This is a genomic window from Catenibacterium sp. UBA627 (assembly GCF_002299355.1).
Classification (GTDB): Bacteria; Bacillota_I; Bacilli_A; order Erysipelotrichales; family Coprobacillaceae; genus Catenibacterium; species Catenibacterium mitsuoka.
Map to the genome: position 1 here is coordinate 1 of NZ_DBPF01000129.1, position 1,493 is coordinate 1,493.

A 1,493-nucleotide genomic window follows, 5' to 3' on the forward strand; every position below is an offset into this window, starting at 1 on the left:
CTCTATGAAGAATATAAGAGAATGAAGAAGGATTTCGAGAAGTAAGAATGACTCTTACTTCTTTTTGTCCTTATGCATAAGTTCTCTACAAATATATAAAATATTATGGTAGAATGGCAATAACTATCGGAAAGGAGTAATTATGGAACGTATATATACGATTGGCACTTTCACATTTAAGTTGATCTATGATGAGAAGTTAATAAAGATTCCTCCTAACTTTCAGATATTTGAAAGTCAGGAAGAACCTGAATATACATATGAGTTTATAGTAAGTGAGACACTACCACAAATAGAAGGGAAAGTAGTCTCTCAAAGGGATGAGTTATTAATCCTTGATTGTGATGGGTTAGAAACAAGATATTTAGGTATCAAAGGGAGTGATTGGTATTATGGGGTTTATCAAGAATTAACACCTCATAGTGCAAGATCTATTATTCTAAAAGATACTTTAGGAGAATTGTATGTAGATCCATTCTTCTGTTCTTTCTTCTCTTTAGAGAAGAAGTTATTAGAGAAGGATGCATTAGTGCTTCATTGCAGTTATATGCAGTATAAGGATTATGCGATTCTATTCTCAGCACCTAGTGGTACAGGTAAGACAACACAGGCGACATTATGGGAAGAATATAAAGGATCCCACGTAGTGAATGGTGATAAGGGATTACTTATGAAGGATGATGGTGTATGGACAGCCCATGGGTGGCCTGTATGTGGGTCTAGTGGTGTATGTCATAATAAGAATGTCCCTATTAAGTGTGTTGTGATGTTATCTCAGGAAAAAGAAAATAAGATAGAGAGATTAAGTCCTATAGCTGCTTTTAAGGAAGCCTATAGTCAGCTCACAGTGAATAGATGGGATAAGAGAAGTGTACTTAAGTCTATGGATTTATTACAGGATTTAATAGACAATGTGCCTTTCTATCATCTAGGATGTACTATTTCTAAGGAAGCTGTAGAAACTCTAGAGAAGGTCTTATAATGAAGAAGAAGGTTATAAGCTGTATTGTGATGTTATGTATGTGTATTGTATTAGGAAGTGGTTATTTAGTGTATGAGTCTTATTACACGATTGATGTCACACAATACACAATGAAATCAGATAAGATTCATAGCCCTGTTAATATTGTCATGATAGCGGATGTTCATGATAATCATACAAAGATTAAGAAACAGGTTATAAATAAGATTAAGAAGTTAAAGCCTGATTTGATTATGTGTGTAGGGGATATTATTGATAATGAATCTAAGAGTGATCAAAGTACACTTGATTTCTTACATTCATTAGTGGGTATAGCACCTGTCTATATGAGTTATGGAAACCATGAGTTGGAGTATTATAGTCATCATGCTTTCCAGATAGAGAATATTAAAAAAACTGGTGTACACTTCCTAGATGAAAGTTATGAAGACATAACAGTGAAAGGTAATAGTATAAGAGTAGGTGGTCTATATGATTATGCCTTCAGTAATGAAGATGGGGGTATAAGTAA

General features: G+C 33.8%; 2 protein-coding genes. Both read left to right on the top strand.

The window, feature by feature from the left end; all coding sequences use genetic code 11:
• The first annotated feature begins 142 nt into the window (after positions 1 to 142).
• Positions 143 to 982 (top strand): hypothetical protein, encoded by an 840-nt coding sequence (locus tag B2S90_RS08760; protein WP_286696899.1) that lies wholly within the window; start codon positions 143 to 145, stop codon positions 980 to 982.
• Positions 982 to 1,493, top strand: a 512-nt coding sequence (locus tag B2S90_RS08765) for a metallophosphoesterase (protein ID WP_286696900.1), incomplete at its 3' end; no start/stop codon positions are given. The genes B2S90_RS08760 and B2S90_RS08765, both read left to right, overlap by 1 nt.